The sequence below is a fragment of the Aeromicrobium sp. REDSEA-S32_B7 genome (assembly GCF_001626145.1).
GTDB classification, from domain to species: domain Bacteria; phylum Actinomycetota; class Actinomycetes; order Propionibacteriales; family Nocardioidaceae; genus Aeromicrobium; species Aeromicrobium erythreum.
In genome coordinates, this window is record NZ_LUNF01000169.1 from 1 (window position 1) to 25,686 (window position 25,686).

A 25,686-nucleotide genomic window follows, 5' to 3' on the forward strand; every position below is an offset into this window, starting at 1 on the left:
GCGCGGGTGTCCCTCCTGGTCAACCGCGACGCCCAGCTGCCGGCCGGTACCGTCGCCCGGCTCGAGCAGACCTCGCTGCTGGGCGAGAAGTACGTCGCCCTCGTGCGACCCTCGACACCGCAGGCCGGCCGACCCGTCGGCGACGGCACGCGGCTCGGTCTCGCCGACACGTCGCAGGCGGCGGAGGTCGAGCAGGTGCTGGGCTCGCTGTCGATGGTCCTGAACGGCGGCGGCATCGGCCAGTTCCAGGAGATCTCCCGCGAGCTGCAGCAGGTCTCGACCGGCCGGCCCGAGGAGATCAAGGCGTTCCTGCGGCAGATGGACCAGTTCGTCACGACGCTCGACGACCGCAAGGAGTCGATCACTGCGGCGCTCGACGGGCTCGACCGGCTGTCGAAGAACCTGCAGGCCGACCAGGACAAGATCGCGAACGCCCTCGACGGGCTGTCGCCCGGCATGCAGGTGCTCGTCGACCAGCGCAAGGAGCTGGTGGCCATGCTGTCGTCGCTGGACCGGCTCTCGACCGTCACCGTCGACGTGCTCGACAAGAGCCAGGACGACATCGTCGCCGACCTCAAGGCGCTCGACCCGATCCTCGACCAGCTCGCCCGCTCCGGTCGCGACCTGCCCGAGTCGCTCGAGATCCTGCTGACCTACCCGTTCCCCGACTCGGTGCTCGGGGCCATCAAGGGCGACTACCTGAACGTCTTCGTCGAGACCAACTTCCGCACGCTCCCGGCCGGCTGCCAGGCCGCCGGCTGCGCGTGGCCGCAGGTCGAGGACCCGAACTACCCGAAGGGCGGCTCCGTCAGCGGCCAGGGGAAGGCCCTCGATCCGAAGCAGCTGCTCCAGCGTCAGCGCGACGCCGCCGAGGGTGGCGACGGCGCGGAGTCCGACGAGGCGCCGCCGAGCCTGCTGCCCCCGACGTCGTCGCCGGCCCCGGGCTCTCCGAGGCCGTCGATGCCGGTCCCGAGCGCCACCGTGCCCACCCCGGACCGCACGCCCACCCCGTCGCCCTCGGCGACGTCGTCGGCCGAGCCGTCCACCAGCCCGCGAGAGGGTGAGCAGTGATGCTGACCGGACGCATCAAGGCGCAGATCGTGGCGTTCGTGGTCCTCGGGCTGCTCGCCACCTCCTACCTCGGCCTCAAGTACGTGGGGCTCGACCCCTTCTCGACCGGCTACACGGTCACGGCCACCCTGCCCGCCGCAGGCGGAGCGTTCGAGAACGGTCAGGTCACCTACCGCGGCGTGCCCGTCGGTCGGATCGACCGGCTCGAGCCCACCGACGACGGCGTACGGATCACGATGTCCATCGAGGGCGGTGCGCCGCGCATCCCCGCGGACGCCAGCCCGAAGGTGGTCAACCGCTCCGCGATCGGCGAGCAGTACGTCGACCTGCAGGGCGGCACGGCCGGTGGCGCGGCCCTGAGGGACGGCGACCGGCTGAGCGCGGGCGCCGAGTCGCAGCCGCCCGACATCGACACCCTGCTCCGCTCGGGGGAGAAGTTCGTCGGGTCCGTGCCGAAGGAGGCGCTCACGTCGGTCATCGACGAGGGCTACGACGCGACGCAGGGCGTCGCGCTCGACTTCGGGTCGCTGCTGGAGAGCTCCCAGCGGTTCCAGAAGGCCGCCGACCGCAACTTCGTCGTCACCCGCGGGCTCATCGAGAACTCCGACCGCGTGCTGCGCACGCAGGAGGCGTCGTCGCAGAGCATCCGCTCCTTCAGCGCCGACCTGTCGACCATCGCCGCGACGCTCGAGTCGTCCGACGGGGACCTGCGCACCCTCATCGACAACACGCCGGCGGCGGCCCGCGAGATCGACACCCTCTTCCAGGAGGTCGGCCGCCCCCTCGGCGTCGTGCTCGCCAACCTGGTCACGCCGGCGCAGGTGTTCGGCATCAACGCGAACGGCGTCCAGGACGCGTTGGTCACCGCCCCCCGGGCGTTCAGCATCGGCTGGACCATCACGGGCTCGCGCGGCATCAACCTCGCCCTCTCGCAGTCCTACTTCTCGCCGCTGCCGTGCACGACGGGCTACGGCGGCACCGCCCCGCGACGCGGCACGGACACCTCGTCGGGCCAGTCGTTCAACCGCGACGCGGGCTGCCGCTCGGGCGCCGCCGCGTCCAACGTCCGTGGTCCGAAGAACGTCCCCAGCCGGCTGGGTCCCGCACCCGGCCGCGACGCCGAGGGCCGGCTCGTGCGGGCCGACGTCCGCATGGCCGACTCGCTGGCCGACCTGATGGGTGGTGCACGATGAGCAGGACGACTGCGCTGGCAGAGCGTGGCAGCACGGGGGGAGACGGTGCCATGGAGCGGGCGACGAACGACGCCGAGGTACCCGACGGTGGCGACCCGCCGGCGTCGGACGAGCAGCGGCAAGGTCGCTGGTTGCTCGGCTGGGTCCTGCTCGCCGTGTCCCTCGCCGTCGCGGTCAGCGGCTCGGTCGCCTGGTGGAGCGCCGCGCACAGCGACGACCTGCAGCTGGCCCGCACGCGCGACGCCGTGCTCATCCGCGCCACCAGCGACATCGCCACGCTCAACAGCCTCGACTCCGCCGACGTGAAGGCCGGGCTCGACAGCTGGAAGGCCGTCACCACCGGCACCCTGCACGACCAGTTCTCGGGGCTGGACGAGCAGGACCGTCAGCTCCTCGCCGACCAGGGCAAGGAGTCGCGTGGCAAGGTCGTCGACGCCGCCGTCCTCGACGCCGACGGCGACACCGCAGAAGTGATCGCGTCGGTCGAGACGACGGTGCGCGACGCGAAGGACGCCGAGGCCGAGCCCGTCGTGAAGCGCAACCGCTTCACGGCCACCCTGGTCCGCTCGGGCGGGACCTGGAAGGTCAGCGACCTCCAGCAGCTCGCGGTGGAGCTGTCGTGAGGGGCGCGAGGCGGGCGGCCGTGGTCGTCGTGTCGTTGCTGGCCCTCGTCGTCGGCGGTGTCGGCTGGTGGCAGTACGCCGACCTCACGTCGGGTCCGGCGGCCGACAACCGCGCGCTCGTCGACGCGAAGGAGACGTCGCAGGTGCAGTCGCAGGTGGCGGTCGCGCTCGAGCGCGTGCTGACCTACGACTACGCCGACCCGACGCCCACCGAGCAGTCCGCCGACGCCCTGCTCGCCGGCAAGGCGCGTCAGGAGTACGACACCCTCTTCGCGGCGCTGCAGAAGCAGGCGCCCGGCCAGAAGCTCGTGCTGACCGCCAAGGTGAGCACGGCGGGCGTGACCGAGCTCGAGGGCGACCACGCCGAGCTGCTCGTGTACGTGGACCAGTCCAGCCGGCGCGCCGGCGAGGACCAGGCCAACGTCTCCGCCGCCCAGCTGTCGGTGACGGCGAAGAAGTCGTCGGCCGGCACCTGGCAGGTCACCGGCCTGCGCCCCCTCTGACCTCGCTCGCTGGTCGACGTGTCGAGACCACTTTGGGCGGATCAGCGTGAAGTCGGTTCGCGCTGGGCCGTTGCCGGGTGGTCTCGATACGTCCGAGCCTCGCAAGCTCGCTCGGCCTACTCGACCAGCGGGAGGTGTCGCTGGTCGAGTGCCTCCACGAGCGCCAGCGAGGGGAGGTGTATCGAGACCACTCCGCGCCGTCGCTGGGGGTCGGGTCGCGCTGGGCTGTTGCCGGGTGGTCTCGATACGTCAGGACGAGCTCGCTGGCGCTCGCCGTCCCGACTACTCGACCAGCGGATGGTCTCGCTGGTCGAGTTGTCGACGCCGCGACACTCAGTGGGCTCGGCGCTGGGGGCGCGGCGGGTGGGGCAGACTGGGCGTGGTCGAGAAGAGGGAGCACCGATGGCCGACATCACCCGACGTCCGTTCCTGAACCACCTGCGGTCGGACCCGACGTCGTTCGTGCTGAAACTGAAGGACGGTCAGGTCACGAAGTCCGGGGCGGGGGTCTCGTTCTGGTTCCGACCCAGCACCGCCGCCCTGGCCGAGGTGCCGCTGGAGGACCGTGAGCAGGTGCTGCAGTTCGCGGCTCGGACGAGCGACTTCCAGGTGGTGTCGGTGCAGGCCACCGTCACCTACCGGGTCGTCGACCCCGCCGTCGCCGCCACCCGCATCGACTTCGGCATCGACCCGCGCACCGGCGACTGGAACGCCCGACCGCTGGAGCGGCTCGGCGGTCTGCTCACCGAGCTCGCGCAGCAGCCGGCGCTCGACCACCTCGCCGGCACGTCGCTCACCGACGCGCTCGCCCACGGCATCGCGCCCGTGCGTCAGCGGGTCGCCGACGAGCTCGCCGGCGACCAGCGCCTCGTCGAGCGGGGGCTGGCCGTCACCGACGTCCGCGTCGTCGCGATCCGCGCGGAGGCCGACCTGGAGCGTGCGCTGCAGACCCCCACGCGCGAGGCCGTGCAGCAGCAGGCCGACCGCGCGACCTTCGAGCGGCGGGCGGTCGCCGTGGAGAAGGAGCGCGCGATCGCCGAGAACGAGCTGACGAACCAGATCGAGCTGGCGCGCCGCGAGGAGGAGCTCGTCACCCAGCGCGGGCAGAACGAGCGGCGCCGCGCGACCGAGCAGGCCGAGGCCGACCGCATCACGGCCGCGGCGCGTGCCGAGCGGGAGGGCCTGCTGGCGCGGGCCGAGGCCGACCGGGCCCGCACCGTCGGCGAGGCGAAGGCTGCTGCCGAGTCGGCGGCGTTCGCGTCGTACGCCGAGATCGACCAGGGTCGGATCCTCGCGATCGCCGCCCGCGAGCTCGCGGCCAACCTGCCGCCCCTCACGCACCTCTCCCTCACGCCCGACCTGCTCGCACCGCTGCTGGAGAAGCTCGGCGACACCGGCGCGGCGGCCGACCAGGAGGCCGGTCCGACGCGATGACGTTGCGGCCGCGGGCCGTCGTCGTCCACCGACGGTCGGAGTACGAGGAGCTGGTCGCCCGGCACGCCACCCGTGACCAGGCCGCCTTCTTCCTGCGCACCCGCGACCGCGACATCGCCGAGGTCGAGCAGCGTCACGAGGCGCTCGCGCGGGCGCGGGCCGTCGTGTCCGCGGCGATCCCGCTGCACTGGCGGCGGGCGGAGGTGGAGCGCTCCGAGCTCGACCGGTTCGTGTTCGGCCCGGAGGACGTGGTCGTCGCGGTCGGCCAGGACGGGCTCGTCGCCAACGTCGCGAAGTACCTGAGCGGCCAGCCCGTGGTCGGGGTCGACCCGGAGCGGGGCCGCAACCCCGGAGTGCTCGTGCCGCACGCGCCGCAGCAGGTGGTCGACGTGCTGGCCGGTGTCGAACGCGCCGACCGTCCGGTGCAGGAACGCACGATGGTGCAGGCGCGCACCGACGACGGCCAGGAGCTGTCGGCGCTCAACGAGGTGTTCGTCGGCGACCCCGGTCACCAGTCCGCGCGCTACGTGCTGCACGCGGGTGACCGCGTGGAGCGGCACTCGTCGTCGGGGATCCTCGTCGGCACGGGCACGGGTGCGACGGGCTGGCTGCGCTCGGCGTGGGAGGAGCGGCGCAGCGGTCTGGTCATGCCCGGCCCGACCGACCCGGGCCTGTGCTGGTTCGTCCGCGAGGCGTGGCCGTCGCCGGCCACCGGCACCGAGGTCACGGAGGGTCTTGTGGGTGCCGACGGCTCGCTCGTGGTGACGGTGGAGTCCGACGCGCTCGTCTGCTTCGGCGACGGGATCGAGGCCGACGCGCTGAGCGTGTCGTTCGGGCAGCGGCTGACGGTGGGGCTGGCGCCCCGTCGACTGCGGCTGGTCGGCTGACCCTCCGCGCCGCGCCGCGCCGCCCGGGGCCGGGGCGTCAGGAGCCGACGCGCAGCACCGTCAGGGTGGAGCCGTCGGCGGCGGTCGCCGTCCCGGTGCCCAGCACGGTCCAGCACCGCAGCGAGAGGTTCTGGTCCTGCGCGACCGCCACCACGGCCTGCACGGGGACGACCGACCGGCCCTCGGCGGGGACGGTCACGGTGCTGCTGGCGAGCGGGGTGCTCTCGCCGGTCCACCCGGCCTTGACGGTCGTGAGGTCCACGACGCCCTGGTAGGTGAGCACGATCGTGTCGCCGGCGCCGGGGACGTTCGCCACGCCTCCGTTGGCCGCCTGGACGTCCAGCGCCTTGAGCGGGTTGTTGTCGACGGTCACGGTGACGACCGGGGAGGTGACGGTCAGGGCGCCGCCATAGGTCATCGTGGCGCGCAGCTCCCAGGTCCCCGAGGCCAGCGACGTCAGGTCCTGCGTGCCGAGGCTGCCGTCGGCGACCTCGCGGGTGCCGATGCTGCCCTGGGCCAGGTCCTGGCTGCCGATGCTGCCGTCGAGGATGACCTGCGTGGTCACGGCGTCGAGGGCGATCTTGGCGCCGGTGACGGACCGGTTGCGCAGGTCCGTCGAACGCACCGAGCCGTCGACGAGCGCCTGCGTGCCGACGGAGTCGGAGCGCATCTTCGAGGCGCTGACGGCGCGGTCGGCGAGCTGACGGTTGCCGATGCTGCCCGCCTTGACGGCGGCGTAGGAGGTGCCACCGAGCGACAGGAAGAGCGCGACGGTGGCCACGACGAGGGCGGCCGACGGTCGACGCCGGCGCCCCTCGGCGCAGTGGCAGGTGCAGGACGACGACATGACGGACCTCGGGCGTGCGGCGGGTGGTGCGGCCAGCCTAGGCGAGGCGGTGGCCCGGCCGTGCGGGTACAGCGAGACCGCCCCGTCGACCGGGACGTCAGTTGACCTGGCGCTCGCGACCGTCCCAGAACTCGGCCCTCAGCTTGAACTTCTGCAGCTTCCCGGTCGCCGTGCGGGCGAGCTCGTCGCGGAACTCGACCCGCTTGGGGCACTTGTAGCCGGCCAGCCGTTCGCGGCAGTGCGCGATGAGTGCCGCCTCGTCGACGCCGGAGTCGGGCTCGACGACTACGAGCGCCGTGACCAGCTCGCCCCAGCGCTCGTCGGGGACGCCGATGACGGCGACCTCCCGCACGGCGGGGTGCGACGCGAGCGCGTCCTCCACCTCGATCGAGGACACGTTCTCGCCGCCGGAGATGATCACGTCCTTCTTGCGGTCCGCGATCGTGACGTAGCCGTCCTCGAACGCTCCGCCGTCGCCCGTGTGGAACCATCCCCCGGCCAGCGACTCGCCGGTGGCGTCCGGGTTGTCCCAGTAGCCCTGGAGCACGGTGTTGCTACGGGCCAGCACCTCGCCGGTGTCGTCGACGCGGATCGACGTCGACAGCGCGGGAGCGCCCGCGCGGCCGAGCCTGCGGGCCTGCTCGGTCGCGTCGAGGTCGTCCCACTCCTCGCGCATGCGGCTCATGGTCAGCAGCGGCGACGTCTCGGTGAGCCCGTAGATCTGGATGAACTCCCACCCCAGCTCCTCACGGACCCGCTCGATCGTGCGGGTCGGCGGCGGGGCGCCCGCGACGACGCAGCGGACCCGGTCGCGCCCGACCGGGCCGTCCCAGTCCTTGAGCGCGTCGAGCACGGCCGACAGCACCGCCGGCGCGCAGCAGAGGAAGGTCACCTGGTGCTCCTCGATGCGGCGCAGGATCTCCGCCCCGTCGACCTGCCGCAGCACGACGTGCTTGCCGCCCATGCCGGTGACGCCGTACACCTGGCCCCAGCCGTTGCAGTGGAACATCGGCAGCGTGTGCAGGTACACGTCGCGGTCGCTGACCGACGCCTGCCAGCCGAACACCGTCGCGTTGGTCCAGAGGGCGCGGTGCGTCTGCTCGACGCCCTTGGGTCGGGCGGTCGTGCCCGACGTGTAGTTGATGGTGGCCGTCGCGGTCTCGTCGGGCTCCCACGCCCGCGGCTGCGCGCCGTGGGTCGGACGATCCTGGGATGCGGGCGACCAGCCCCAGACCTCCTCGTCGTCGACGCCGGCGACGAAGACGTGCTTGGCCGCCGAGCAGGCCTCGCGCAGGTGCTCCAGGCCGGGGTCGAGGACGACGACCTCCGCGCCGCTGTGCTGCACGATGTACTCGACCTCCGCCGGCGCGAGCCGGAAGTTCACCGGCACGAACACGCGGCCCCAGCCGGAGACGCCGAAGAACGACGTGTAGAGCCGCGCGGCGTTCTGCGAGACCATCGCGACCCGGCCGCCGACCGGCACGTCGAGCCGGTCGAGCCGCTCGGCCTGCGCCTGCGCGAGCCGCATCACCTCGGCGTACGTGAGCTCCCCCCACGACGGTGCCGGCTGGTCGGGCTCGTCGACGACGGCCACCCGATCGGGGTAGACGGTGACGGCGCGGTCGAGGAAGTCGCGGATGCTGAACGGGACGATCACGAGGGCCTCCAGTCGGGTATGACGCGGGTCACCCCATCATGCATCGCCCCCCGTTGCGCCGCCGTCGCAGGTGACTCCGACGCCGCGTGGTCAGGCGTGCCGGGAGCGCCACTCGTCGGCCAGGATCGCGTAGGCGAGGCCGTCGACCCAGCCGAGGTCGCGGTGCAGGGCGTCCTGACGGGTGTGGGCCTCGCGGCGCATGCCGACGCGCTCCATGAGTCGCCACGACGGCTCGTTGGTGGCGAAGCACTCGGCGACGACGCGGCGCACACCCAGCTCCTCGAAGCTGATCCGCAGCAGCTCCTCGACGGCCTCGGTCATGAGGCCGCGCCCGTGGTGGCTGGGCGCAAGGGCCCAGGCCAGCACGGCGACCGTGCGGCGCGCCTGCTCCCGGACGTCCTTCTGGCCCCAGGCGTCCCCGACGGTGACCATCGTGTCGCCGACGACCCGCCCGTCGACCTCGACGGCGAGCGCGTCGAGGAGGTCGTCGGCGGCGAAGTGCGAGTCGACGAGCTCCTCACGGGTCCGCGCCGGCCGGCCGAGCCACCGGTTGACGTCGGGGTCGCCCCGGTAGGCGAGCACGGCGTCGACGTCGTCGAGGGTGAGTGGCCGCAGCGTGGTCCGCGCCGTGCGGCGCGGCCACGTCAGGTCGGCGAGCCGCGGTCGTCGAGGGTCGGGGTCGGGCACTCAGCGATCGTAGGGGTAGAACCCGTGCCCGGACTTCTTGCCCAGGAGGCCGGCCTCGACCATGCGGTCGAGCACCGGCGGCGGCGAGTAGAGCGGCTCCTTGAACTCCTCGTACATGGAGACGCCGATGGCGCGGACGGTGTCGAGGCCGATGAGGTCGGCCAGGGCGAGCGGGCCCATCGGGTGCCCGCAGCCCAGCACCATGCCGGAGTCGATGTCGGCGGCCGAGGCGTAGCCCGCCTCGTACATGCGGATGGCCGAGAGCAGGTACGGCACGAGCAGGCTGTTGACGACGAAGCCGGCGCGGTCGGTGGCCTCGATGGGCTCCTTGCCGAGGGTCTCGGAGACGAAGGTCTGCAAGCGCTGCAGCGTCTCGGGCGACGTGGTCAGCGACGGGATCAGCTCGACCAGCCTCATGACCGGCGCGGGGTTGAAGAAGTGCACGCCCATGACCCGGTCGGCCCGCCCCGACACGGCCCCGAGCTTCACGATCGGGATCGAGGACGTGTTCGACGCGAGCACGGCGTCGTCGGACTCCAGGATCGAGCCGAGGGTCCGGAACAGGTCGAGCTTCGTCCGCTCGTCCTCGCTCGCGGCCTCGACGACGAGGTCACGGTCGGCGAGCGCCTCGAGGTCGGCCGTGAAGGTGACGCGCTCGAGCGTCGCGGCGACGTCGTCGGCGGTCAGCTTCCCGCGCTGCTCGGCCTTGCGCAGCGAGGCCTCGACCCGCTCGGCGGCGCGCTTCGCGGCGTCGTCGTCGACCTCGACGGTCACGACGGACAGGCCGGCCCGCGCTCCGACCTCGGTGATGCCCGACCCCATGAGTCCTCCGCCGACCACGCCCAGACGTGCGATCGTCATGGCCCTCTCCCTCCCTGATGCTCGGACGTCCTAGCACTTTCACCCTACGTCACGCGGGCACGATCCCGAGGGTGCCCTCGGGGCGGGAAGGCCGCGGGTGGCGACCGCGCGTGGTGAGCCCGGGACGACGGGCCCGACGTGGTGGGATGGACCCATGCGCGCACGACACCTGGCCTCCGCGGTGCTCCTGCCGGTGCTCGCGTTCGGCGCGACGGGCTGCAGCGGTGGGCCCGACCCGGCCACCCGGCCCACGCCGTCGGCCTCGCCGACCGCCGAGGGACTGCCGACCGGTCGCTCCGCCCCGGAGCTGTTGTCGGCGGTCGAGTGCAGCCGTGACGGCGACGGCACCTGGTCGGCGACGGGCCTGGTCTCCAACCCGACGAAGAACAAGGCGAGCTACCAGGTGAGCGCCCAGGTCGGACCGGCCGACGGCACGAGCCCCGCCGCGACCCGGCGGCTCGACGACGTCGCGGCCGGCGCGGAGCAGCCGTTCCTCCTCACCGACATCCCGACGTCGTCCCCCGACGGTCCGTGCCACCTGCAGCTGCTGGTGCTGCCGCCCTCCTGACGGCCCCGGACGCGACGAAGCCCGCACCCCAGCGGGGTGCGGGCGTCGCGGCGGTGCGGGTCAGGAGCGCGCGATGCGGACCATGTCCTCACGGGGCACGACCTTGACGCGCTCGCGCTCGTGCTCGTGGGCCTCGCCGAGGCCGAGCTCGTGGGCGTCGAGCTTCTCCCAGCCCTCCCACGTCGTGTACTCCAGGCCGCGCGACTCGAGGTAGGCGTCGACGGACTCGGGGTCGGGCTGGGCGGCCGGCGCGAGACCGGGCGCGTCGTCGATCAGCATCGAGATGGTCTGGGCGGCGTCGGACTTCGTGTGACCGATGAGGCCGACCGGGCCACGCTTGATCCAGCCGGTCACGTAGACGCCCGGCAGTGCCGATCCGTCGATCTCGATGACGCGGCCGCCGTCGTTGGGCACGACACCGGCGGTGACGTCGAACGGCAGGCCGGGCAGGTTGTCGGAGTAGTAGCCGATGGCGCGGTAGACGGCCTGGACGGGCCAGTCCTGGAACTCGCCGGTGCCGCGGACGTTGCCGGTGCCGTCGAGCTCGGTCACCTCGGTGCGCAGACCCACGACCTTGCCGTCCTCGCCGAGGATCTCGACGGGGTTCTGGCAGAAGTGGATGTGGATGCGGTGCGGGGCGCCCGTGGGCTCCTTCGCGAGGTAGTTCTGCAGCACGTCGACCACGAGCTTCTGGCTCTTCGCGGCACGGATCGCCTCGAGCGAGCCCTCGTCGAGCTCGAAGCCCTCGGGGTGCACGATGACGTCGATCGTGGGGGAGTGGCTCAGCTCGCGCAGCTCCATGGGCGTGAACTTGACCTGCGCCGGACCGCGACGCGCGAAGACGTGCACGTCCTTCGCGACGTTCTTCTTCAGGCCCTCGTAGACGTTGTCGGGGATCTCGGTGACGAGCAGCTCGTCGGCCGTCTTGGCGAGGATGCGCGAGACGTCGAGTCCGACGTTGCCCACGCCGAGCACGGCGACGGACTCCTGGTGCGGCTGGAACGGCCAGTCGCGCTCGACGTCGGGGTGGCCGTCGTACCAGTAGACGAAGTCGGCCGCGCCGTGCGAGCCGTCGAGGTCGATGCCGGGGAGGTCGAGGTCGCGGTCGCGGCGGGCGCCCGTGGCGAAGACGACGGCGTCGTAGAACTGACGGAGGTCGTCGAGCTTGAGGTCGTCGCCGAACGAGACGTTGCCGAAGAAGCGGATGTCCTCGTTCGCCATGACCCGCTTGAGCGCCTTGACGATCTCCTTGATGCGCGGGTGGTCGGGGGCCACTCCGTAGCGGATCAGGCCGAACGGCGTGGGGTCGCGCTCGATGAGGTCGACGCTCGCACCCTCGAAGGGTGCGGGGACCTCGGACTTGGTGAGGATGTCGGCCGCGTAGACGCCGGCCGGGCCGGCGCCGACGATCGCGACCCTGAGCTTCCTGCTCATCAGTGGGACTCCTGGGGGGAACACGGGCACACCGCCAGGATCAGTCGATGTGCGTAAGTCCATCCTAAGTTCTCCGGCCCGACGCCGCGAAGTCGTCCGGGGTGCGAGATCGACCACTCCTGCACGCGGTCGTCAGGCGTCGCCCTGGAGCAGCTGGCGCAGCGTGCGGGTGTACGTCTCGAAGGCGGTGCGGCCGGCGTCCGTGAGGCTGACGTGCGTGGCGGGCGTCCGACCGTCGATGGTCTTGGTCTGGTGGACGTAGCCGGCGTCCTCGAGCTTGCGCAGGTGGGTGGAGAGGTTGCCGGCGGTCATGCCCAGCTCCTTCTGCAGACGCGGGAAGGTGAGCGTCTCCCCGGGTGCGAGCGCGGCGAGGAAGGCGGTGACGCGCAGGCGCGCCTGGGCGTGGATGACGGGGTCGAGATCGGTCATCGGCGCCCCTCGCGGTGCGCGTGGAGCGCCGCGACGGCGAAGCCGCCGCCACCGAGCAGCGCCATGAGCAGGTAGAGGGCGGGTGCCCCGGCGAACGACGCGCCACCCACGAGCAGCGCGATCCAGGCGCCCAGCACGAGCTGGCGCCGGTCGTGGAACGCGACGGCGGACCCCATGTAGAGGACGGCGACGACGAGGCACGGGACGGCGTTGTAGACGATCGCGGCGGCCTCGCCCTCCAGGCCGACCCGGCCGAGCGCACCGGCGACGAGGCAGGCTCCGGCGAAGCCCAGCCCCCAGGCCCAGCCGAGCCACGCGTTGGCCTCGGCGTCGGGCCCGCCGATGCCGCGGGTGCGGCCCTCGATGTGCACGACCGTCGCCACGATCGCGGCGGCGATGAGGACGCCGAAGACGATCGGCCCCGGGAGTCCCGGCTCTCCCTGCGGGCCGGACCACGTCCACAGCGCGAGGTAGCCCATGCCCCATGCGACGGCCCACACGCCGTAGACGATCCGTTCGTCGACCCGCACGGAGCGGCGAGCGCGGTCGCGCTCGGCCTCGATGATGGCCCAGCTCTCGGCCAGGTCGGGGGTGCGGTCGCGGGTCTGCTCGTCGTCCATGCTCTCTCCTGAAGATAGGTTTGCAGTACAAAGTAGTTTGCACGACGTCGCGCTGGACGTCAAGGTCGGGAGGTCGATCCGGGAACGTCGTGCAGGACGCGGCCGTTGGAGAAGTTGACGACGCAACCACCATCCGCGTCCCAGCCCGACTGACTGGAGAAGACCCATGACCCTGCGCCGCCACCAGAAGGCCGTCCTCGCCGCGACGGCCGTCCCGACCCTGCTGCTCGCCGCCGCGTGCGGCCAGGCGTCCACCTCCGACGACGCCGCCGGCAGCACGCCGAGCAGCGCCGCCACGAGTGAGTCGGCCTCGACCGACACCGGCTCCTCGGAGTCGTCCGGCGACTACGCCCCCGGCACCTACGAGGCGTCCGGCAGCTACTCCAACCCGGGCGGGACCTCGACGGTCGACGTCGAGGTGACGCTCGGCGACGGCGGCACCATCGACGACGTCACCGTGACGCCGAAGGCCTCGGGCACCTCGAAGCAGTACCAGGAGAAGTTCGCCGGTGGCATCGCCGACGAGGTCGTCGGCAAGAACATCGACGACCTCGACGTCTCGAAGGTCGCCGGCTCCTCGCTGACGGCGGGCGGCTTCAACCAGGCGATCGACGAGATCAAGTCCGAGGCGCGAGGCTGACCGGACCTACCATGTCCGTCATGGGCGACGCCGAGACGACCTCCTACGACCGTCGCGCGAGGCGCGCCGACCTCGGCGCCGACCTCGCGATCCTCGTGGTCGGCCTGGCCGGCGCGGCCGTGATCCTGACCCAGGTGCCCGCCGACGTGGTGGCGATGCAGGCGCTGGCCGTCTACGCGCTGTTCGCGGCGCTGGGCGCGGGCGTCCTCGCGGTCGCACGGCTGCGCCGGTCGCGCCCGGATCCCCCGCACGGACGTCGAGTCGGTGCGGCCCTGGAGCGGCGGCCTGTTCGTCGACGGACCCACCAGCCGCTCGGGTCCACCGCTCGGCTTCCGAGCAGGGGCGCGCGCCCGACCCGGCGAGCTGCGCGTCGACACGTCGCTCATGGGAGTCGGCCCGCACGACCTCGCCGCCTGGTTGCGCGCGCAGCTCGACGACGACGCGCGGCCACGCCGCTGACCCGACTCGACCAGGAGGACGCAGGATGACCCAGCCCTTCGTGCAGGCCGGAACAGGCCGGCCCGCCCTGCCGCCCGTCGTGTACGTGCCGACGAGCGCGGCCGACGACCCGAGCCTGCGGGAGGTGCAGATGCACACCCTCGAGGACGGCCGGACGGCCTTGTTCGTGTACTCCGCGATCGACCGGCTGCACGACCTCTACCGCCCCGACGTGCCGTGGTTGCTGTGCGACGTCGCCACCCTGCAGCGCGTGCACGACGAGACCCCGTACGACCTCCTGTTCCTCGACCTCGACCCCGGCCTGCGCGACGGTGAGGAGGCCCGACGATGAGCATCGACGTCGACCTGGCGGTGCTCGGCACCATCGCCACCGACCTGACCGACGCGGGGACCACCCTGAGCGGCATCGACACCGCCGGGTCGTCGGGCGTCGACGCCGGACCGATGACCGCGGTCATCGCCTCGATGGTGGCGCAGGTGATCGACAGCGCCGCGAACGTCGCCGACGGGCTGAGCGGCACGGGCACCCTCGTCGGCCTCAGCCGCGAGTACTACCAGCGGGCGGACGCCGATGCGGAGGTGTCCCTGGAGGACATCCGGTCCACCATGCAGGAGGAGGGCGGACGGTGAGCATCGACACCGAGATCGAGGGTTCGCCGAGCAGCGTCAAGGGTGTCGCGACCTGGCTCCGCCAGACGCTCGCGACGGCCCTCGACGACGCCGCCGAGGCCGCGAGCACGGCTCGGACGTCCGCGCTCGGCTCCTGGGACGGGGAGGCCGGGGACGAGTTCCTCGACGTCGCGCGCCGGCTCCGCACGGGCGGGGACGACCTGGCCGGAGCGGCACGGGACATGGCGGGCGACCTCGACGAGTTCGCGACGTCGCTGACGACGTGCCAGAGCGACATGGCCGACGTCCGCAGCACCGCACGGGAGGCGGGGCTGACCGTCGCCGGGTTCGTCGTGCAGCACCCCGGCGACGGTCCCGCACGACCTCCCGAGCACTTCGAGGGCACGGAGGCCGAGGTGGCCGCGCACGACCAGCGGGTCGCCGAGTACAACGCGCACCAGGACAAGCTCACCGCCTACGCGGCCGCGCAGACCGAGGCCTCGCGGGTCGACCGTGTCTACGAGACCGCCTGCCGGTCCCTGCAGGACCAGTACACCCCCGGTCAGCACGCCAGCTGGCTGCTGAGCCTCGCCGAGGCGGTCGGCGAGGGTGCCGCCGCTGGTGTCGCCAGCCAGCGGGCCAACGCGCTGCGCACCCAGGCGCAGGGTCTGCTCGACGAGGCGTCCCGCGCCATCGCCGACCTCCAGGCCAACCCCGACCGGTACGTCCAGCGTCGCTGGTTCTTCTTCGAGCGGGTCGACACTGCGCGGCTCGAGGCCGACCGCCTGGCGATCGCCGGCAAGCTGGACGAGGCGCAGGACCTGCTCGCCCGGGCCAACGCTGCCGGCGAGTCGCGTCTGCCGGCCAACCTCGGCCGGGTCGGCAAGGCGCTCGGCGTGATCGGGCTCGGGCTCGGCGTCTACAACGACTACGCCGAGGGCGAGACGGCGCCCCAGATCGCGACGTCGCAGGGCGTGTCCTTCCTCGCCGGCATGGGCACGGGAGCCGCAGCCGGAGCGGCGATCGGCTCGGTCGTGCCGGTCGCGGGCACGGCCGTCGGCGCCGTCGCGGGGACGATCATCGGCGCCGGCGTGGCGATCTTCTCCGACGGCATGATCGACTCCTTCTTCGAGAACGGCCCCGACGTCGGCGAGGCGTTGTCCGAGGGTGTCGAGGCACTCGGCGACACCGCCTCGGCGATCGGCGACGGCATCGGCGGCGCCGTCAGTGCCGTGGGCGGCTGGTTCGATTGACCGGGGTCGGCCCGCGCGCCGCGACGGTGGCGTGGGGCTTCGAGGCGATCGGGACGTCGTGGGAGGTCGAGACCGCGCAGCCGCTCGACCCCGACGTCCGGCAGTCCGTGCGCGACGTCGTCGAGCGGTTCGACCACGCGTGGTCGCGCTTCCGAGCGGACTCGACCGTGACCGCCATGGCCCGCGAGGCCGGCAGCTGGCAGCTCCAGGGCGCCGGCGCCCTGCTGAGGCTCTACGACGACCTGCACGTGGCCACGGACGGGGCGGTGACGCCGCTGGTGGGGCGGTCGCTGGAGGACCTCGGGTACGACGCGCGGTACTCGCTGCAGCCGAACGGTCGCGCGGTGCCGCCCGAGAGCTGGGCGCAGGTCCGCAGCGACGGCTCGCTCGTCGTGGACCACGAGACGCTCGCCACCGCTCGGCCGCTGCTGCTCGACGTCGGCGCCGCGGGGAAGGGTTTCCTGGTCGACCTCGTGGTCGACGTGCTCGCCGACCACGGCGTCGACGAGGCGACGGTCGACGGCAGCGGCGACCTGCGGCACGTCGGTGGCGTTCCGATCCGCGTCGCCCTCGAGCACCCGGGCGACGCCTCGCGCGCCGTCGGCGTCGTCGAGGTCGCCGACGGGTGGGCGCTCTGCGCGTCAGCCGTCAACCGACGCGTGTGGGGCGAAGGGCTCCACCACGTCGTCGACGGCCGCACCGGCCGCCCGACCCGCGACGTCGTCGCCACGTGGGCCCTCGTCGACGGTTCCTGCATGGTCGCCGACGGCCTGGCCACCGCGCACTTCTTCGCCGACCCGCAGACGCTGCTCGACCTGCACCCGCACCACTTCGTCCGGATCCACGCCGACGGCCGCGTGCTGCGGTCGCCCGACCTCCCTGGGGAGCTGTTCACATGAGCACGAGTCGCACGAGCACGGGACCGAGGCCCTCGGTCGACGCGATCCTCGGTCGGGTGAGCATGTACCGCCTCACGACGATCGTGCTGTCGGCGATCGTCGCGGTCTACCTGCTCTTCACGTCCACCGGCGTCATCGACGGGCTCTCGACGCTCGGCAACCTCGCCGCCCTGGCGGTGCTGCTGGTGGCGTCGGTCGCCTCGAACCGGTTGCTCGGTCTGGTGTGGCGTCGCGTCCCCCACGACGAGTCGGCCGTGATCACCGCGCTGCTGCTGTTCTTCCTGTTCGTGCCGTTGCCCGAGGCCGCCAGCGGGTCGGGCTCGGGCGTCGGGGCCGCCAACCTGCTCTGGCTCGCGGCGGCAGCCGTGCTCGCCAGCGCGTCGAAGTACCTGCTCGCGTGGCGGGGCCGGCACGTGCTCAACCCGGCGGCCGCCGGCGCGCTGCTCGTCGTCGTCGCGCAGTGGGCGGTCGGACGGGAGTCGTCGATCAACGCGCTCTGGCAGACGGCGGCCACCCAGGCGCTGCTGCCGTTCGTCGCGGTCGGCGCGCTCCTCGTGCTGTGGCGGACCCGTCGCCTCGACGTGGGGCTCGTGTTCGTCGTCGTCGCGGCCACCCTCGTGCTGGTGGGCCTGACGGTCGGCTTCGGCACGCCGCTGTCGCAGGCGTGGCAGACCGCGCTGTACTCCTACCCGATCGTCTTCATGGCGGGCTTCATGGTCACCGAGCCGCTCACCCTGCCGCCCCGGCGGGTGCAGCAGTGGCTCGTCGCCGCGGTCATGGCGGTGCTGCTCGGCTTCCCGACGTTCGCCGACGTGCTCGGCGTGCAGGCGCCGACGTGGGGTCCGTTGACCATGACGCCCGAGCTGGCGATCGTCGTCGGCAACCTGGTCGCCTTCGCGCTCTCCCGGCGGACCGGGGTGGTGCTGCGGACCACGGGCTCGCGTCGGCTCGCCGGGGACACCTGGGAGGTCACGTTCCGCCCGACCCGTCCGGTGCGGTTCGTCCCGGGCCAGTACCTCGAGCTCCACCTGCCGCACCGTGGCGTGGACGGACGCGGTGTCCGGCGGGTGTTCAGCATCAGCTCGCCCCCGCAGGCCGACGACCTGAGCGTCGCCGTGCGCGTGCCGGAGCCGTCGTCGTCGTTCAAGCAGGCGCTCGTCGGGCTGCGCGAGGGCGAGCGCGTGCACGCGACCGGCGTGCACGGCGACTTCGTCTGGCCTCGCGGCGGTCGCCCGCTGCTGCTCGTCGCAGGCGGCATCGGCGTGACGCCCTTCCTCAGCCAGCTCCGTGCCGGCGAGGCGCGCGACGTCGTGCTCGTCTACGGCGTCCCCGACGGCGACGTCGTGCCCTACCGCGACGAGCTGGTCGCGAGCGGCGTCCGGGTGGTGCTGGTCTCTCCCGAGCCTCCCGGCGACCTCCCGGCCGACTGGGTGCACGTGGCGGCGCCGGTGGTCTCGGGCGACGTGGTGGCGGAGGCGGTGCCCGACGCCGCCGAGCGCGTGGCCTACGTCTCCGGCCCCCCGGTCATGGTCTCCGCCGTCCGCGGCGACCTGCGCCGTCGCTGCGCCAAGGTCCGGACCGACTACTTCTCCGGCTACTGACCCCCTCCCCACCCCACCACCCCTCCGTCCTGAGCACGTTTGCGTGGGGCCCCACGTGAACGTGCACATCGGCCGCATGTTTGCGGGGGGGGGGCGAGCGCGTTTGCGTGGGGCCCCACGCAAACAGGCCGACCGGCGAAGGTCGGCAGACACCCAGAGTTGAGTGGAATGGACTCAACTCTCATGATGTTGTCCTGGGTGTACGGCGAACCGCGCCGACGGAAGGACGCATCAGGAGCAGCCCATGGATCTCTCGAACCTCACCACCCGCAGCCAGCAGGCGCTGGCTGCCGCGATGCAGCAGGCGGCTGCGGCCGGCAACCCGGCGATCGAGCCCGCCCACGTGCTCACCGCGCTCCTCGCGCAGGACGGCGGCACGGCCGTCCCGCTGCTGCAGGCCACCGGCGTCGACGCCGGCGCGGTGAGGACCGAGCTGCAGGGCGTGATCGGCGCGCTCCCTTCGGCGGCGGGCAGCAGCGTGCAGAACCCCGGCCTGTCGCGCAGCACCCACGAGGTGCTCCAGCGTGCCGCCGACCTCGCCGGCGAGCTCGGCGACGAGTTCATCTCCACCGAGCACCTCGTCGTCGGCGTCGCGACCGTCGACTCGCCCGCGAAGGACGTGCTGACGTCCCGCGGCGCCACGCCCGACGCCCTGCGCGCCGCGTTCGAGACCGTGCGCGGTGGTGCGCGGGTCACCAGCGCCGACGCGGAGGACACCTACCAGGCGCTCGAGAAGTACGGCGTCGACCTGACCGCCGTCGCCCGCGAGGGCAAGCTCGACCCGGTCATCGGCCGCGACGCCGAGATCCGTCGCGTCGTGCAGGTGCTCAGCCGCCGCACGAAGAACAACCCCGTCCTCATCGGCGAGCCGGGCGTCGGCAAGACCGCCGTCGTCGAGGGGCTGGCGCAGCGCATCGTCGACGGCGACGTGCCCGAGTCGCTGCGTGGTCGCCGGCTGATCAGCCTCGACCTCGGCGCGATGGTGGCCGGCGCGAAGTACCGCGGCGAGTTCGAGGAGCGGCTCAAGGCCGTGCTCGAGGAGATCAAGGCGTCGGACGGTCAGGTCATCACCTTCATCGACGAGCTGCACACGGTCGTCGGGGCGGGCGCCACGGGCGACTCCGCGATGGACGCCGGCAACATGCTCAAGCCGATGCTGGCGCGCGGCGAGCTGCGCATGATCGGGGCGACGACCCTCGACGAGTACCGCGAGAACGTCGAGAAGGACCCCGCGCTGGAGCGTCGGTTCCAGCAGGTGCTGGTCGGCGAGCCGTCGGTCGAGGACACGATCGCGATCCTGCGCGGCCTGAAGGAGCGCTACGAGGCGCACCACAAGGTCGCCATCGCCGACGCCGCGCTCGTCGCAGCGGCCACGCTGTCCGACCGCTACATCCCCGGACGTCAGCTGCCCGACAAGGCGATCGACCTGGTCGACGAGGCGGGCTCGCGGCTGCGGATGGAGATCGACTCCAGCCCCGTCGAGATCGACGAGCTGCGACGCGCGGTCGACCGGCTCCGGATGGAGGAGCTGCACCTGCAGAACGAGACCGACGACGCGAGCCGCGAGCGGCTCGAGAAGCTCCGCAGCGAGCTCGCCGACCGCCAGGAGACGCTGCGTGCGCTCGAGCAGCGGTGGGAGAGCGAGAAGCAGAGCCTGAACGCGGTCGGTGAGATCAAGGAGCGCATCGACGAGGTGCGCATCGCCGCCGAGCGCGCCCAGCGCGAGGGCGACCTCGAGACCGCGGCGCGTCTGCTCTACAGCGAGATCCCGACGATGGAGGCGCAGCTGGCCGCCGCGCAGGCGGCGGAGTCGGCGCGCGAGGCCGGCGACGGCACCGACCGGCTGGTCAACGAGGAGGTGACGGCCGACGAGATCGCGGAGGTCGTCGCGTCGTGGACCGGCATCCCCACGGGCCGTCTGCTCGAGGGGGAGACGGGCAAGCTCCTGCGGATGGAGGACGAGCTCGGCAAGCGGCTGGTCGGCCAGCGCGAGGCCGTGACCGCCGTGTCCGACGCGGTGCGTCGCAGCCGCGCCGGCATCGCCGACCCCGACCGCCCGACCGGCTCGTTCCTGTTCCTCGGCCCCACGGGAGTGGGAAAGACGGAGCTGGCGAAGACGCTGGCGGAGTTCCTGTTCGACGACGAGCGCGCGATGGTGCGCATCGACATGAGCGAGTACGCCGAGAAGCACGCGGTCTCGCGGCTCGTCGGTGCCCCTCCGGGCTACGTCGGCTACGACGAGGGCGGCCAGCTGACCGAGGCCGTGCGGCGTCGCCCGTACTCGGTCGTGCTGCTGGACGAGGTCGAGAAGGCGCACCCGGAGGTCTTCGACATCCTCCTGCAGGTGCTCGACGACGGTCGCCTGACCGACGGGCAGGGCCGCACGGTCGACTTCCGCAACGTCATCCTCATCCTCACCAGCAACCTGGGCTCGGTGTTCCTGGCCGACCCGTCGCTGGACGAGCAGGCGAAGAAGGACGCGGTCATGGACGTCGTGAAGGCGTCGTTCAAGCCGGAGTTCCTGAACCGGCTCGACGAGATCGTGACGTTCGAGCCGCTCGGCACCGCCGAGCTGACGCACATCGTCGACCTGCAGCTCGCGTCGCTGGGTCGCCGCCTGGCGGCTCGTCGGATCACGCTCGACGTGACCGATGCGGCGAAGGAGTGGCTGGCCCTCACGGGCTGGGACCCCGCCTACGGTGCGCGACCGCTGCGACGGCTGGTGCAGCAGGCGATCGGCGACCGTCTCGCCAAGGCGCTGCTGTGCTGAGCGCGGACGGGTTCAGGACCAGCGGGACCGCTCCACGAGACGTGCCCCCGCTGGCACGCCGTTCAGTCCGACCAGGAGCGCGAGCCCGAGCATCCCGCCGGTGACGTTGGAGAGGAGGTCGTCGACGTCGGCCACGTGACCGCCCCCGAGGAACGCGCCCGTGACGAGCTGGGTCAGCTCGATCGCGAGGCTGCTCGCAGCCACGGCCACGAGCACCCGCCACCAGGGCGGTGTGCCGAGAGCGAGCGCCAGCAGGATGCCGAGCGGCACGAAGACGGCGACGTTCATCGCCGCGTCGGCCCACTCGTAGTCGGCGAACGGCACGGGCTGCACCGACCAGCGCGTGCTGCGGGCGACCGGATCGAGGTAGATCGGGAAGACGGTGTTGGCGACCACGCCGGCCGCGTACACGCAGAGGGCGAGCGCGACCGCGGCCCGCGGGGCGGTCAGCAGGGCGCGGCGACGCAGGTGCCACAGCAGGACGGCGAGGACCGCGGCGGCCGAGGGCACGACGACCGGCAGCACGGGAACCTGACGGAACACGGGTCTCCCTCCCACGAGTCGGTCCTCATCCTGCCCGGCCGTGCGGGCGGGCTGGCCTGCGGGCCGGTCGGGAGCCAGGCCGTGCTCGTTAGGGTGTGCGTATGGCAGACCGCCCCCCGAGGCCACCGGCGCTCACCCTGACCTGCATCTTCGTCGGGGTCGGGTGCGGGCTGCTGCTCGTGAACCTCGTGTCGGCACTCTCGTCGTGGGGGTCGATCGAGCTGCAGGACGCCGTCCGCGACGCGCTCGCGCAGGAGCCCGTCAAGGAGCTGGGCCTGAGCATGGACCAGGCGCTCGACTACCTGCGCTACGCCGTCTACGTCGGGATCGTGCTGACGGCCTCGGGCGCCGTGTTCGCGGTCTACGCCGCGCGCGGCCACCGCACGTCGCGGGTGATGCTGACCATCCTGTGCGGCATCGCCTTCGTGGTGCTCGCCACCCTGGGGCTGCCGGGCCTGCTCCCGGCGGCCTTCGCGGGACTGTGCGGCTGGTCGCTGTGGACGCCCGACGCGCGCCGCTGGTTCGACCAGGTCGGCGGTCGAGCGGTGGCCGACGTCCCGACGTCGGCCACGAAGGGCGCCGATCCGTTCGCGTCGCGCTCGGCCGGCCCCGTCGGTCGTCCGCTCGACCCGCCGCCTGCGGCGGGTTCGTCGCGAGCGGCGTCGTGGCGCTGCTCGGCCTCCTGCTCCTGCTCGTGACGACGGTCGGCGCCGACGCCTACCGCACCGCGCTCACCGAGCCCGGCCTCGCGCGCGACCTGGTGCGCTCGTCGGGCGTCAGCGCCGACGAGATGATCGAGCTGCTGCGGGTCTCCGCGATCGTCTGGCTGGTGGCCTGCGTCGCCGGCGTCGTGGCAGCCCTCGCCGTCGTCCGCCGCGTGCCGTCGGGTGGGACGGCCCTGGTCGTCGTCGCGGCGGTGACCATCGGCCTGTCGGTCTTCTTCCTCCCGCTGGGCGTCGTGACCGGCGCCGCGGCGATCGTCGTGATCGTCCAGCTGCGTCGCCCGGAGTCCCGCGCCTGGCTCTTGGAGGAGTGACCCAGGTCACCGACCCCCTCGCCGAGAGGCGGCCCGACGCCCGGCGCGAGTAGGGTTGGAGCCATGAGCAACAGCGTCGTTCCCGGCTCCAAGCGCCCCCACGTCGTCGTGGTCGGAGGTGGCTTCGGAGGGCTCTCCCTCGTCCGCAAGCTCAAGCGTGCCGACGTCGACATCACGCTCATCGACCGGCACACCTACAACACCTTCCAGCCCCTGCTCTACCAGGTCGCGACGGCCTCGCTGAACCCCGGCGACATCACCTGGTTCCTGCGCGCGGTGCGCGCCGGCCAGAAGAACGTCCGCTTCCTCAAGGGCATCGTCACGAGCATCGACCACCAGGCGAAGGTGCTGAGCCTGCACGGCGAGGTGTCCGTCTCCTACGACTACCTGGTGCTCGCCAACGGCGTGACGACGAACTTCTTCGGCACCCCGGGCGCGGAGGAGTACTCGCTGCCCCTCTACAAGCGTTCGCAGGCGCTGCAGGTGCGCGACCGGCTGTTCGCGAACCTCGAGGAGTTCGCGATCAACGGCCAGGACGAGGACCTGCGCATCATCGTCGTCGGCGGTGGCGCGACGGGTGTCGAGACGGCCGGCGCGTTCGCCGAGTTCCGCAACAACGACATGCCGACGACCTACCCCGAGCTCGACCGCGCCCGCATCCACGTGACGCTGCTGGAGATGGCGCCGCACGTTCTCGGCCCGTTCGACGAGAAGCTGCGCGACTACGCCAAGCGGTCGCTGCTCAAGCGCGACGTCGACCTGCGGCTGAACACGGCCGTCAAGGAGGTCCGCGAGGACGGCGTGCTCGTCGAGGCCGAGGGCCGCACCGAGTTCCTCAAGGCGGGCATCGTCGTGTGGGCCACCGGCGTCACCGCCCACCCGACCGTCCTCGACTGGGACGTGCCCCAGGGGCGCGGCGGACGCATCGAGGTCGACGACCACCTGCGGGTGAAGGACCGCCCCGACGTGTTCGCGATCGGCGACATCGCCATCGGCCCCGACCCGCTCCCGCAGCTCGCCCAGCCCGCCATCCAGGGCGGCAAGCACGTGGCCAAGTTCATCAAGGCCACCACGAAGGGCAAGGCCGACCGGGTCAAGCCGTTCAAGTACTCCGACAAGGGCACGATGGCCACGATCGGCAAGTCGTCGGCGGTCGCGGAGATCACCCACGCGCCGAAGCTGACCGGCTTCCTCGCCTGGATCATCTGGGTGGCGCTGCACATCGCGACGCTGCTCGGCAACCGCAACCGGTTCGCGACGCTCATCAACCTGTCGAGCAAGTACCTGTTCTCCGGCAGCCACAACGCGATCGTGGGCGAGACGCCGTACGTCGTGTCCAAGCACAAGCTCGAGATCACGCCGCTGGAGAAGCAGAAGGCCGAGCGCCGTGTCCTCGAGCGCAAGGCCGCCGCGCACGAGCAGGAGCGCGAGCACCAGTCCTGACCAGGACGGGTCGGCTCACAGCGCGCCCAGCACCTCGCGGGCCTCGACGAGCGACGGTCCGTACCAGGTGAGCAGCCGGCCCGACACGAGCCGTGTCGGTACCGACGTGAACGCCTCCGGCCCGTCGTCGGGGCCGAAGACGTAGGGCTCGTCGGGCAGGAGCACGAGGTCGACGTCGGACGTGTCGAGGTCCGCGACGTCGACGTGGGGGTAGCGCTCGTGCGCGTCGCCCTCCGGGCCCGTGGTGACCTCCCACCCGAGTCGGCGCAGCAGGTCGGCGGTGAAGGTGCGGGGTCCGACGACCATCCACGGGTCACGCCAGATCGGCACGGCCACCCGTCCGCGGGGAGCTGGGGCGGGCGCCGACCAGAGCTGCCGGGCATCCGCGAGCCAGGTGGGCTCGCCCCAGCCGAGCGCGTCGGTGAAGAGCCGTCCGAGGGAGGCGAAGGCGTCGTCGACGGTCTCGATCCGCGTCACCCACACGGGGACGCCCGCGTCGCGCAGGCGCTGCACGTCGAGCTCGCGGTTCTCCTCCTGGTTCGCGACCACGAGGTCGGGCCGGGCCGCCTCGACGGCCGCGCGGTCGGGGTTCTTGGTGCCGCGCACGCGGACGACGTCGAGGTCGGGCGGGTGCGTGCACCAGTCGGTCGCCCCGACGACAGCGGCAGGCCGTGCGGCGGCCAGTCCCTCGGTGATCGAGGGGACCAGGCTGACCACACGTCGCGCCTCGGTCGGCACGGCGACGTCGTGGCCGAGGTCGTCGAGGGTCACGCCCCGTCCGACCGCGCCTCCCGGCGGGCCTGCGCCCGCTGGCGCGCCTCCGCCATCGCACTGCGTCGCTCCGCGCCGTCACGCCCCGACGCGGCCGCGATCCCGAGGCCGGCCACGACCAGCACGACCACGACGGCCACCATGATGAAACCCCACGCCAGCACCGGCACTCCTCTCGTCTGCCTCCTTCGTACCCGACGAGCGCGGCCGGCGCCTCCCGAGCGGGTCAGCGTCGGACGCCCAGCCCTCCGCTGAGCGGCAGCTCCCACGCGGGTCTGTCTCCCGCGATCGCCGCGTCGAGCACGGCGGCGACGTCGTCGGGGAACGGCACCGGGCGGCGCGTGCCGAAGTCGACGTGCACGGTGACCGCCTCCATCACGCACGACAGCTCGCGCCGCGTGTGGTTGGTGATCAGGGCGGCCACGTGCAGCACCTTGTCGGCGCGGTCGACGACCACGACGCTCACCCCGAGGCGGTCGCCCTCGACCGACTCGCCGAGGTAGCGCAGGTGCTGCTCGGCGGTGAACGTCGTCAGCCCCCGCTCGGTGATGTAGGTGTCGGCCATGGCCAGGTCGCGCTGGTGGCGTGCCCAGATCGCCGAGCCGCCGAACGTGAAGTAGTGCGCGATGTTCATGTGCCGGTTCTCGTCGAGGTGCTTCGGGCCGACCACGTGCTCGTGGACGGTGGGCAGGCTCGCGACCTGCTCGTACGCGGGGATCGTCGTCACGCCCCGACGCTACCGCCGCGGCTCGGTGGGGTCGGCACGGTGCTCGCCCTCACCCTCGACCGGGCCGCCCGCAGGCCGCCCGGAGTCGGCGACGTCGGGGTCGAGCCGGTCCGCCTCGGCC

29 protein-coding genes are annotated in these 25,686 nt (G+C 72.6%); 18 read left to right on the forward strand and 11 right to left on the reverse strand.

All coding sequences use genetic code 11. The features are described 5' to 3' along the window. The 6 genes from A6Q79_RS11835 to A6Q79_RS11860 all read left to right on the forward strand — a co-directional run. Nucleotides 1-1,071: MCE family protein (locus A6Q79_RS11835; RefSeq protein WP_317698378.1), on the forward strand; the 1,071-nt coding region annotated here is incomplete at its 5' end. Beyond that, nucleotides 1,071-2,264 carry an MlaD family protein gene (locus tag A6Q79_RS11840; protein WP_286690731.1) on the forward strand — a complete coding sequence of 398 codons (1,194 nt, stop codon included), beginning with the start codon at nt 1,071-1,073 and terminating at the stop codon, nt 2,262-2,264. The genes A6Q79_RS11835 and A6Q79_RS11840, both read left to right, overlap by 1 nt. 50 nt (nt 2,265-2,314) lie before the next feature. After that, nucleotides 2,315-2,887: a hypothetical protein gene (locus A6Q79_RS11845; RefSeq protein ID WP_286690732.1), complete on the forward strand. Its 573-nt coding sequence runs from the start codon at nt 2,315-2,317 to the stop codon at nt 2,885-2,887. Next, complete coding sequence (locus A6Q79_RS11850) at nt 2,884-3,390, forward strand: hypothetical protein (RefSeq protein ID WP_144433625.1); 507 nt, start codon at nt 2,884-2,886, stop codon at nt 3,388-3,390. Before A6Q79_RS11845 ends, A6Q79_RS11850 begins: the two co-directional genes overlap by 4 nt. Before the next feature lie 402 nt (nt 3,391-3,792). Further along, the gene (locus tag A6Q79_RS11855) at nt 3,793-4,824 is read left to right on the forward strand and encodes an SPFH domain-containing protein (RefSeq protein WP_286690733.1); all 1,032 of its coding nucleotides are present in this window, start codon (nt 3,793-3,795) and stop codon (nt 4,822-4,824) included. Beyond that, complete coding sequence (locus A6Q79_RS11860; protein WP_253024198.1) at nt 4,821-5,711, forward strand: hypothetical protein; 891 nt, start codon at nt 4,821-4,823, stop codon at nt 5,709-5,711. Before A6Q79_RS11855 ends, A6Q79_RS11860 begins: the two co-directional genes overlap by 4 nt. A gap of 37 nt (nt 5,712-5,748) precedes the next feature. Here A6Q79_RS11860 and A6Q79_RS11865 read toward each other — a convergent pair whose 3' ends face one another. The 4 genes from A6Q79_RS11865 to A6Q79_RS11880 all read right to left on the reverse strand — a co-directional run bounded on the left by A6Q79_RS11865 (nt 5,749) and on the right by A6Q79_RS11880 (nt 9,763). Next, the gene (locus tag A6Q79_RS11865) at nt 5,749-6,558 is read right to left on the reverse strand and encodes a hypothetical protein (RefSeq protein WP_317698382.1); all 810 of its coding nucleotides are present in this window, start codon (nt 6,556-6,558) and stop codon (nt 5,749-5,751) included. A 97-nt stretch (nt 6,559-6,655) separates the two neighbouring features. Next, on the reverse strand, nt 6,656-8,215 hold the full coding sequence (locus A6Q79_RS11870; protein WP_286690735.1) for an AMP-binding protein: 1,560 nt from the start codon (nt 8,213-8,215) through the stop codon (nt 6,656-6,658). A 90-nt stretch (nt 8,216-8,305) separates the two neighbouring features. Further along, nucleotides 8,306-8,902 (reverse strand): GNAT family N-acetyltransferase, encoded by a 597-nt coding sequence (locus A6Q79_RS11875; RefSeq protein WP_286690736.1) that lies wholly within the window; start codon nt 8,900-8,902, stop codon nt 8,306-8,308. Beyond that, on the reverse strand, nt 8,903-9,763 hold the full coding sequence (locus A6Q79_RS11880; protein ID WP_286690737.1) for a 3-hydroxybutyryl-CoA dehydrogenase: 861 nt from the start codon (nt 9,761-9,763) through the stop codon (nt 8,903-8,905). It abuts the gene before it with no gap. A gap of 154 nt (nt 9,764-9,917) precedes the next feature. Here A6Q79_RS11880 and A6Q79_RS11885 point away from each other — a divergent pair, with 154 nt between their 5' ends. Further along, nucleotides 9,918-10,331, forward strand: coding sequence for a hypothetical protein (locus A6Q79_RS11885; protein ID WP_067853549.1), 414 nt, complete (start codon nt 9,918-9,920; stop codon nt 10,329-10,331). Nucleotides 10,332-10,391: 60 nt separating this feature from the next. On the opposite strand, the gene A6Q79_RS11890 is transcribed toward A6Q79_RS11885, so the two are convergent. From A6Q79_RS11890 to A6Q79_RS11900, 3 genes are all read right to left on the reverse strand, one after another. After that, nucleotides 10,392-11,765, reverse strand: a complete 1,374-nt coding sequence (locus A6Q79_RS11890) for an FAD-dependent oxidoreductase (RefSeq protein ID WP_286690738.1) — start codon at nt 11,763-11,765, stop codon at nt 10,392-10,394. 132 nt (nt 11,766-11,897) lie between these two features. Then, the gene (locus A6Q79_RS11895; protein WP_067853555.1) at nt 11,898-12,194 is read right to left on the reverse strand and encodes a transcriptional regulator; all 297 of its coding nucleotides are present in this window, start codon (nt 12,192-12,194) and stop codon (nt 11,898-11,900) included. Then, nucleotides 12,191-12,814: a hypothetical protein gene (locus A6Q79_RS11900; protein WP_067853558.1), complete on the reverse strand. Its 624-nt coding sequence runs from the start codon at nt 12,812-12,814 to the stop codon at nt 12,191-12,193. Before A6Q79_RS11900 ends, A6Q79_RS11895 begins: the two co-directional genes overlap by 4 nt. Before the next feature lie 166 nt (nt 12,815-12,980). On the opposite strand from A6Q79_RS11900, the gene A6Q79_RS11905 reads away from it, so the two are divergent. The 8 genes from A6Q79_RS11905 to clpB all read left to right on the forward strand — a co-directional run bounded on the left by A6Q79_RS11905 (nt 12,981) and on the right by clpB (nt 21,045). Continuing rightward, nucleotides 12,981-13,454 carry an FMN-binding protein gene (locus tag A6Q79_RS11905; RefSeq protein ID WP_067853561.1) on the forward strand — a complete coding sequence of 158 codons (474 nt, stop codon included), beginning with the start codon at nt 12,981-12,983 and terminating at the stop codon, nt 13,452-13,454. Nucleotides 13,455-13,474: 20 nt separating this feature from the next. Beyond that, the gene (locus tag A6Q79_RS11910) at nt 13,475-13,942 is read left to right on the forward strand and encodes a hypothetical protein (protein WP_317698387.1); all 468 of its coding nucleotides are present in this window, start codon (nt 13,475-13,477) and stop codon (nt 13,940-13,942) included. Next, nucleotides 13,939-14,244 carry an SAV_915 family protein gene (locus tag A6Q79_RS11915; protein WP_286690740.1) on the forward strand — a complete coding sequence of 102 codons (306 nt, stop codon included), beginning with the start codon at nt 13,939-13,941 and terminating at the stop codon, nt 14,242-14,244. Before A6Q79_RS11910 ends, A6Q79_RS11915 begins: the two co-directional genes overlap by 4 nt. After that, the gene (locus tag A6Q79_RS11920; protein ID WP_286690741.1) at nt 14,241-14,543 is read left to right on the forward strand and encodes a hypothetical protein; all 303 of its coding nucleotides are present in this window, start codon (nt 14,241-14,243) and stop codon (nt 14,541-14,543) included. Before A6Q79_RS11915 ends, A6Q79_RS11920 begins: the two co-directional genes overlap by 4 nt. Beyond that, nucleotides 14,540-15,775: a hypothetical protein gene (locus A6Q79_RS11925; RefSeq protein WP_286690742.1), complete on the forward strand. Its 1,236-nt coding sequence runs from the start codon at nt 14,540-14,542 to the stop codon at nt 15,773-15,775. Before A6Q79_RS11920 ends, A6Q79_RS11925 begins: the two co-directional genes overlap by 4 nt. Beyond that, a complete protein-coding gene (locus A6Q79_RS11930; RefSeq protein WP_286690743.1) occupies nt 15,772-16,674 on the forward strand; it encodes an FAD:protein FMN transferase in 903 nt (300 codons plus the stop codon). The genes A6Q79_RS11925 and A6Q79_RS11930 overlap by 4 nt, the downstream gene beginning before the upstream one ends. Beyond that, the gene (locus A6Q79_RS11935) at nt 16,671-18,275 is read left to right on the forward strand and encodes an FAD-dependent oxidoreductase (protein ID WP_286690744.1); all 1,605 of its coding nucleotides are present in this window, start codon (nt 16,671-16,673) and stop codon (nt 18,273-18,275) included. Before A6Q79_RS11930 ends, A6Q79_RS11935 begins: the two co-directional genes overlap by 4 nt. Nucleotides 18,276-18,519: 244 nt before the next feature. After that, nucleotides 18,520-21,045, forward strand: a complete 2,526-nt coding sequence (gene clpB / locus A6Q79_RS11940; protein WP_317698392.1) for an ATP-dependent chaperone ClpB — start codon at nt 18,520-18,522, stop codon at nt 21,043-21,045. Nucleotides 21,046-21,057: 12 nt separating this feature from the next. Here clpB and A6Q79_RS11945 read toward each other — a convergent pair whose 3' ends face one another. Continuing rightward, entirely contained in the window at nt 21,058-21,603 is a 546-nt protein-coding gene (locus A6Q79_RS11945; RefSeq protein ID WP_286690745.1) for a VanZ family protein, read from the reverse strand. A gap of 86 nt (nt 21,604-21,689) precedes the next feature. Here A6Q79_RS11945 and A6Q79_RS11950 point away from each other — a divergent pair, with 86 nt between their 5' ends. The 3 genes from A6Q79_RS11950 to A6Q79_RS11960 all read left to right on the forward strand — a co-directional run bounded on the left by A6Q79_RS11950 (nt 21,690) and on the right by A6Q79_RS11960 (nt 24,067). Beyond that, nucleotides 21,690-22,286: a hypothetical protein gene (locus A6Q79_RS11950; RefSeq protein WP_317698394.1), complete on the forward strand. Its 597-nt coding sequence runs from the start codon at nt 21,690-21,692 to the stop codon at nt 22,284-22,286. Further along, a complete protein-coding gene (locus A6Q79_RS11955; RefSeq protein WP_317698396.1) occupies nt 22,253-22,624 on the forward strand; it encodes a hypothetical protein in 372 nt (123 codons plus the stop codon). The genes A6Q79_RS11950 and A6Q79_RS11955 overlap by 34 nt, the downstream gene beginning before the upstream one ends. A 63-nt stretch (nt 22,625-22,687) precedes the next feature. Continuing rightward, a complete protein-coding gene (locus A6Q79_RS11960) occupies nt 22,688-24,067 on the forward strand; it encodes an NAD(P)/FAD-dependent oxidoreductase (protein WP_067853587.1) in 1,380 nt (459 codons plus the stop codon). 15 nt (nt 24,068-24,082) lie between these two features. Here A6Q79_RS11960 and A6Q79_RS11965 read toward each other — a convergent pair whose 3' ends face one another. The 3 genes from A6Q79_RS11965 to A6Q79_RS11975 all read right to left on the reverse strand — a co-directional run bounded on the left by A6Q79_RS11965 (nt 24,083) and on the right by A6Q79_RS11975 (nt 25,565). Next, nucleotides 24,083-24,838: a helical backbone metal receptor gene (locus tag A6Q79_RS11965; RefSeq protein WP_286690747.1), complete on the reverse strand. Its 756-nt coding sequence runs from the start codon at nt 24,836-24,838 to the stop codon at nt 24,083-24,085. Beyond that, on the reverse strand, nt 24,835-25,002 hold the full coding sequence (locus A6Q79_RS11970) for a hypothetical protein (RefSeq protein WP_158509157.1): 168 nt from the start codon (nt 25,000-25,002) through the stop codon (nt 24,835-24,837). Before A6Q79_RS11970 ends, A6Q79_RS11965 begins: the two co-directional genes overlap by 4 nt. Nucleotides 25,003-25,064: 62 nt before the next feature. After that, a complete protein-coding gene (locus tag A6Q79_RS11975; RefSeq protein WP_286690748.1) occupies nt 25,065-25,565 on the reverse strand; it encodes a thioesterase family protein in 501 nt (166 codons plus the stop codon). Nucleotides 25,566-25,686: the final 121 nt, after the last annotated feature.